We start from the raw sequence: 6,460 nt of genomic DNA, 5'->3' as shown, positions 1-6,460 counted from the left end.
AGCAACGGTTCTTCCGGTATGGCTTGAGGTTATTTGTAGTGATTTAATCCTCTTATTTTTGCCGCTGGTGGGGCCGTTGTCTAGTTGGTGGGGTGTGGGTGTGTTCCTACTTTTGAATAAGCCTCATAGATTCAGAAGACTATCTACGCCTTCTTATCCCTTCCCTCACTCAGTGCCAGCTGCAAAAGCGCGTCGCGGCGGGCTGTCGCGTCCTCACCTTCGGCGTTGCCGGCATCCACAACATCACCAATCACAGTGATAGCAGGCGGATTCACATCTGACAGCTCCTCGGTTGCCCGTGCCAACGTCGAGTAACGCACGCGCTCATTCTCGCGATACACATTCTCAAACGTGCCCAGCGGCATATCCTCGCGGACGCCACGCGCCAGCAAACCAGCCACCGTATGGGGGAGCGTGCGCACACCCATCAACAGCGAAATCGTGCCACCGGACTTCACAAAACCAGCCAGATGATCCAGCTCAATATCAGACAGCTCAGCGTGACCAGACACCACAGTGAACATATGCGACACCTTGCGCAAAGTCATCGGAACCTTCGCGCTAGCGGGCACAGCAATCGATGAGGTCACACCGGAGACAACCTCAACGTTCAGCCCGGCGCTTTCGCACACGTACAGCTCCTCAGTTCCGCGACCAAACACGTAGGGGTCACCGCCCTTCATGCGCGCCACATTCTTACCAGCCAACGCGTAATCAATCATCATCTGATCAATCTCGCGCTGCGGCACCTTGTGCGCACCGGGCACCTTACCCACATCAATAATCTCTGCACCCGGTGCCCATGCCTCAATGTCAGCGGTTGGTGCCAAATGGTCAATCAGCACAACATCAGACGCGGCCAGCGCCTCAAACGCGCGCGCAGTCATGTAACCGGGCGTGCCGGGTCCTGCACCAATCAAAAAGACAGTACCCGTCTCACCCAGGGGAGCCTCGCGGTCAACGCTCACCACAACTCCTGGCAGAACCTCAGCTATAGCCGAACGCCAATCAGCCACAGCAAGCGCACCGGCGTCCTCACGCGCATCCGCACAGATAACCACCAGCGCAGGACGCAAAGCGGCAGCGCCCTCCAAGCCATCTACACTCGGGCACTGAATAACGGACGCCGCCGCACCGTACTTATGTGCCACACGCGCGGTGCGCTCAGATTCACCGCACAGCAAAACCAGCGAATCGGCGACATCAAGATCAACAAACACAGTTCTCAAAACCTTTCATGGGCACGAACAACACCGCCGTGCCACTGTGCAAAAAGTCGGGCTCTACCCAAGTACACCACGGCAGGTGAAAAGGGTAAAAGCCCGACCTTTCACTGTTCACATCTGAAATTTATGTAACAAATGTTTATGCGGGAGCGCCCACAGGAATCTTAGCGCCGGTAATCAAAACCGGACCGTCAGCGTCCTCAGCATCAGCCGCTGCCAGTTCCTCGGGAGTTGCCGGACGAATCTGGTCACGCTCAAGAACGTACAGGCGTGACGCCTCATCCTGAGCCTCAGGCTGGTTGACGAATGCACGGAAGCGCTTCAGACGCTCGGGATCCTTCAACGTAGCAACCCACTCGTCCTCATAGTTGTCGATGTGGTACTGCATATCAGCATCCAAATCAGCGCAAATACCCAGTGAGTCATCGATGATCACCGAACGCAGGTGCTCAATCGCATCGCCGAACTGCTCATCAAGATCCTCAGCCCAGCGAGCGGTACGCTGCAACTTATCTGCGGTGCGGATGTAGTACATCAGGTAACGGTCGATGTACTTGTAGGCGGTTTCCTGATCGATATCCTGAGCAAACAGGCGACCGTGGGCGGGGTTAGCACCGCCGTTACCGGCAAAGTACAGGTTCCAGCCGTTGGTGGTTGCAATCAGACCGATGTCCTTGCCCTGAGCCTCAGCACATTCGCGGTTACAGCCAGAAACAGCCAGCTTGAACTTGTGCGGTGAACGCAAGCCCTTGTAGCGGTTTTCGGTGTCGATAGCCATCTTCACTGAATCCTGAACACCAAAGCGGCACCATGAGCTACCAATGCAGGACTTCACGTTACGCAGTGACTTACCGTACGCCTGACCTGACTCGAAGCCAGCGTCAATGAGCTTCTGCCAAATCTCGGGCAGCTGCTCCAAACGAGCGCCGTACATACCGATGCGTTGAGCACCGTTGATCTTGGTGTACAGGCCGTATTCCTTAGCTACAGCACCGAAGGCAAGCAGCTTGTCGGGGGTGATTTCGCCACCGGGGATACGCGGAATGACGCTGTAGGTACCGTCCTTCTGCATATTACCCAGGTTACGGTCGTTGGTGTCCTGCAGGGTACCGCGGCCACCGTCAAGAGCGTATGACTTGCGGGTTGACGCGAGAATGGACGCAACGGTGGGCTTACAGATTGCACAGCCGTCTTCGCCTTGACCAAAGCGCTCGAGTACCGAGTAGAAGTCGTCCAGGCCATCCACTGCCTTAACAGCTGCAAAGAGCTCCGCACGTGAGAAGCCGAAGTGCTCGCACAGCGCGTTGGAGACGGTCATGCCCATCTTCTTCATCTGCTGCTTGAGGGTCTTCTGAATCATGGGAACACAGGAGCCGCACTGGGTACCAGCGGTGGTTGCCTTCTGAATGGATGCGACGTCCTGATTGCCGTCAACGATTGACTGGCGGATAGTGCCGAAGTCGATGTTGTTGCAGGAACACAGGATGGCGTCGTCGGGAAGCTCGGTATCGGGAATGCCGTCGCCACCACCAGCTGCGGTCAGGTAGGCAGCAGGTTCTGCGGGAAGCTCACGACCGAGCAAAGGCTTGAGTGAGTCGAAGGGAGCAGTGTCGCCGACGAAGACGCCACCGAGTAGGGTCTTAGCGTCCGCGGTGGTCACGATCTTCTGGTACATACCGCGGGCCGGGTCTGCAAAAAGCACCTCAAGTGCGCCGGGAGTGGTTGCGCGACGATCACCGAAGCCAGCAACCTGAACGCCATCGAACTTCAGCTTGGTTGCAATATCGAACTCTTCAACGGTCTCATTGCCTCCCATCAGGTTCTTGGCGACAGCCTCAGCCATCTGGTTAGCAGGAGCAACAAGACCCCAGGTACGGCCTAGAACGCAAGCGACCTCACCGATAGCCCAAATGTTTTCGTCCTCAGACTGGCAGTTGTCGGCAACCACTAAACCGCCGCGTTCACCCATACGCATTTCAGCTTCGCGGGGAAGATCATCGTTGGGGCGAATGCCGGCAGCGAACATGACGATATCAGCATCAATGACGCGAACATCGGCTTCATCGCCCATGCCGTTAGCAACAGAAACGGAGACAACTTCGCCAGCGTTATCGCGGTTAATGGTTGAGATGAATGAACCGGTCTCAACACCGATACCGGTAGCTTCAATCTGCGCGTTGACTGCGTGGCCACCGCCCTGGTCCATCTCAATGGACAGCAGCCAGGGAGCAACATCCAAAATAGTCGGCTCAGCGCCAAGGTGCTTAAGACCCTCAGCAGCCTCCAGACCGAGCAAGCCACCACCAACAACAATGCCCTTAGGAGCGCGTCCAAGCTTCTTGGTCAGACGATCCATCTCAGAAACAACGGTGCGAACATCGTTGATAGTACGGAAAACGTGAGCTGCCTCAGCGCCGGGAATCGGAATCTTAACAGCGCGAGAGCCGGTAGCCAGAACGAGCTCGTCGTAGGGGAAAACTTCGCCACTGGTAGTGGTTACAGTCTGATTTTTGCGGTCAAGAGCGGACGCGCGGGTGTTGAGCTTAAGCTCGATGCCGGGCTGCTCCCACAGGGTGCTCTCACCGAGAGTCAAATCTTTCTCGGTGTCATTAAAAATCTGTTCAAGGGCTACGCGGTCGTAGGGAACGAACGGCTCATCCATGAGAACCGTAACCGTGTCTTCACCCAGACCTTCGCCGTGAATCGCGCGAACAAAACGCCACGCAGCGGGGCCACCGCCGACAACAAGAATCTTGCGACCTGAGCGAGGTTCTTTCACAGTGTTAACCATTCTTTATCTACCTAATGTGTGAGTACTTAGCCTGCCAAAAAGTGGTGTGGGAATCAGCAAACTAATTATTGGTATCAATAATGCGATAATACCAACTTATGACCACATAATCAGTCATACTTGAAACTGGAAAACTCACTCACACACAAGGGAAAGAACATGGCAGAGACTAACCTTCAGCGTGTATGCAACGTCAGCGATCTTGAAACCAACTGGGGCGAAGTCGCGCTGATTGGCGACCACCAGTACGCAGTATTTCTGGTCAAAGACGGCGCCGTTTTCGTGACCGACCACAAGGATCCCGCCAGCGAAGCACTGGTGATGGCGCGCGGAATCGTGGGGGAGAAAGACGGTAAGCACACCGTGACTGCACCCCTGTACAAAGAGGTCTACGACCTTGAAACTGGCAAATGCCTCTCAGGCAAAGACTTCACTTTGCCCGTCTACGAAACCTCTGTAGAAGACGGCGTTGTCTACATGACAGCGACCGCCTAAACGCCTGCACAGACTTCAAAAGCCCCGCCCAACATCGACTGTTAGGCGGGTCTTTGTGTATGCTAAAACATCAAAATTTTAGTTATGGTGTGTCTGACGTAGTGCTTCACAATCTGTAATAGTGTTGACGCGACTCTAAGCGGAAGCCTTGCACCAAAGTTTTAGCCGTCCCCTTACTAAAAGTGAAGGGTCATATCGTGCCAGCGCGCGCCACCGTGAGTTGAATCAGATACGCCATCGAGTTCAAAACCGAACTGAGAGTAGTAACCAATCAGCTCCTCTTTACAGGTGAGAATCACTCCGGTGCGCTTTTCGTCCCTCGCCTGCTCAATCAGTTTATTGATCAGCGTAGCCGCGTACCCGCGTCCGCGATAGTCAGGCAAAGTGTTAATGCCGAAAATACTCTGGTAAGCACCATAACGAGTGTGCGCATTGGCATCTTCAAACAGCTCATCAAAAATAACGGGGGAGTCAGTCACCATTCCGTTGATAAAACTAACGATTTCGCCGTCAGCCTCAAGGACCCAAAAATGATCCCAAAAAACGTTAAAGCGCGCGGACAACGATTCTAAGGACGCTGCTTCTGCCGCCGGAAAACACTCCGCCTCAATTTCAGCTAAGCGTGCCATATCATCACTGGTCGCCTGACGTACCTTCACAGTGGGCTCGGGCTGAGACTTCTGAACGTCCATGTGCGCAAGCGACTGACCGCCAACGCCCCAATCAGCGCGCGGAACCTCATTGAGCATCACCCACACCGAAGACTCTTGAGTACCCATGACACGGGCATACGTTTTCGTAAGCTCGGCAATCAGCTCAGCTTTCTGAGACTCCGAAACCTGCGCCGCGTAACTAACATTAATCAGGGGCATCTTCTTTCCCTCCATATGAAAAAATGAGTTGAGTCCAATGCTAACAACCGCGCAGATAAGGAGCCGGCCATGCTACCTGTCAACATAAACCTTGAAGGTAAAGACGTGCTGGTTGTTGGCGGGGGAGTCGTGGCTACCCGGCGCGTCCGCACCCTACAAGAGCAAGGTGCCCTAGTGCACATAGTTGCCCCAGACATCAGTGAGGAGCTGCACCAACTACACGTCGAGCAGAAAATTATCTGGCACCACCGCTTTTTCGACCCCAAGGACGCCGCCGATAAGTGGCTCGTGGTAGCCCACACCGACAGCCCACGCGTGCAACAACAGATCAAGGACGCCTGCGAAACACACCGCGTGTGGTGCCTGGTGGGTGGGCAACCCGAGAACTCAAGCTTCTGGTTTATGGCGCACCGCGTCCTTGAAGACATCACAGTGGCGGTCAGTGCCAAAGCCAACCCCAAAAAAGCAAAGCGGCTGGTGGGAGAAATTGCGGGTTTTCTTTCCCATACCTCATAAGGTTCAGCTACACGAGTATCCTCATGACGCCAGCAGTCCCTCTCGCACTCTCGCGCTGGGGCGCTCGGTTGTGATTCACGCCAGTCCCGATGTCAGCTGGCGTCATGAAAATACTCGATGCGAACTGCCTACCGAGTGATCCGGTGATAAAGATTTGCTGCGCTTAGCTTCACGATGTATTGGTGCTCAACTGGCTCGGGGCTGGCGTTTGAGGGAAGTTGAGCACCAATATCTCGATGAAGCTCTACAAGAGAACTCAAAAACTGATGTTTGATTGCGAGCCCCGCGAGAGGGACTGCTGGCGGCACGCGTCCTGCGACGTCAAGTAATGATGTTCCTGCTTTTATGTGTGAACCTAAATGTAAAAGAACTGTTTATCACAATGGCTCAACACGAATTCAACAATTGTAATTTGAGTGAATCTCGTCAAAGCTCACCAACCCCTAAACCCCCTATCTGGGGTTATCCAAGAGCGCTCAGCACAAGATATGGGACTCACACGCGTGTAATTCACTAAATGAGCGATTTTGCCCCGCGTTGAGCCTTCCAAATACGTTAGA

At 54.4% G+C, this 6,460-nt stretch carries 5 protein-coding genes; 2 read left to right on the top strand and 3 right to left on the bottom strand.

Annotation, left to right across the window (positions count from 1 at the left end; all coding sequences use genetic code 11):
- Window positions 1–143: 143 nt before the first annotated feature.
- Window positions 144–1,220: a uroporphyrinogen-III C-methyltransferase gene (gene cobA, locus HF984_RS09445; protein WP_168615419.1), complete on the bottom strand. Its 1,077-nt coding sequence runs from the start codon at window positions 1,218–1,220 to the stop codon at window positions 144–146.
- 145 nt (window positions 1,221–1,365) lie between these two features.
- Window positions 1,366–4,017 carry a nitrite reductase large subunit NirB gene (nirB, locus tag HF984_RS09440; RefSeq protein WP_168615418.1) on the bottom strand — a complete coding sequence of 884 codons (2,652 nt, stop codon included), beginning with the start codon at window positions 4,015–4,017 and terminating at the stop codon, window positions 1,366–1,368.
- Window positions 4,018–4,176: 159 nt separating this feature from the next.
- Between nirB and nirD the strand changes: the two genes are divergently transcribed.
- A complete protein-coding gene (nirD, locus tag HF984_RS09435; protein WP_168615417.1) occupies window positions 4,177–4,512 on the top strand; it encodes a nitrite reductase small subunit NirD in 336 nt (111 codons plus the stop codon).
- Window positions 4,513–4,688: 176 nt separating this feature from the next.
- Here nirD and HF984_RS09430 read toward each other — a convergent pair whose 3' ends face one another.
- Complete coding sequence (locus HF984_RS09430; RefSeq protein WP_210729687.1) at window positions 4,689–5,384, bottom strand: GNAT family N-acetyltransferase; 696 nt, start codon at window positions 5,382–5,384, stop codon at window positions 4,689–4,691.
- 69 nt (window positions 5,385–5,453) lie between these two features.
- Between HF984_RS09430 and HF984_RS09420 the strand changes: the two genes are divergently transcribed.
- A complete protein-coding gene (locus HF984_RS09420; RefSeq protein WP_168615416.1) occupies window positions 5,454–5,900 on the top strand; it encodes a precorrin-2 dehydrogenase/sirohydrochlorin ferrochelatase family protein in 447 nt (148 codons plus the stop codon).
- Window positions 5,901–6,460 lie beyond the last annotated feature (560 nt).

Origin of the sequence: Rothia terrae (assembly GCF_012396615.1) — a bacterium.
Lineage (GTDB): Bacteria > Actinomycetota > Actinomycetes > Actinomycetales > Micrococcaceae > Rothia > Rothia terrae.
The sequence above is the reverse complement of the archived record's forward strand: the minus strand, read 5'-3'. Positions and strand labels throughout refer to the sequence as shown.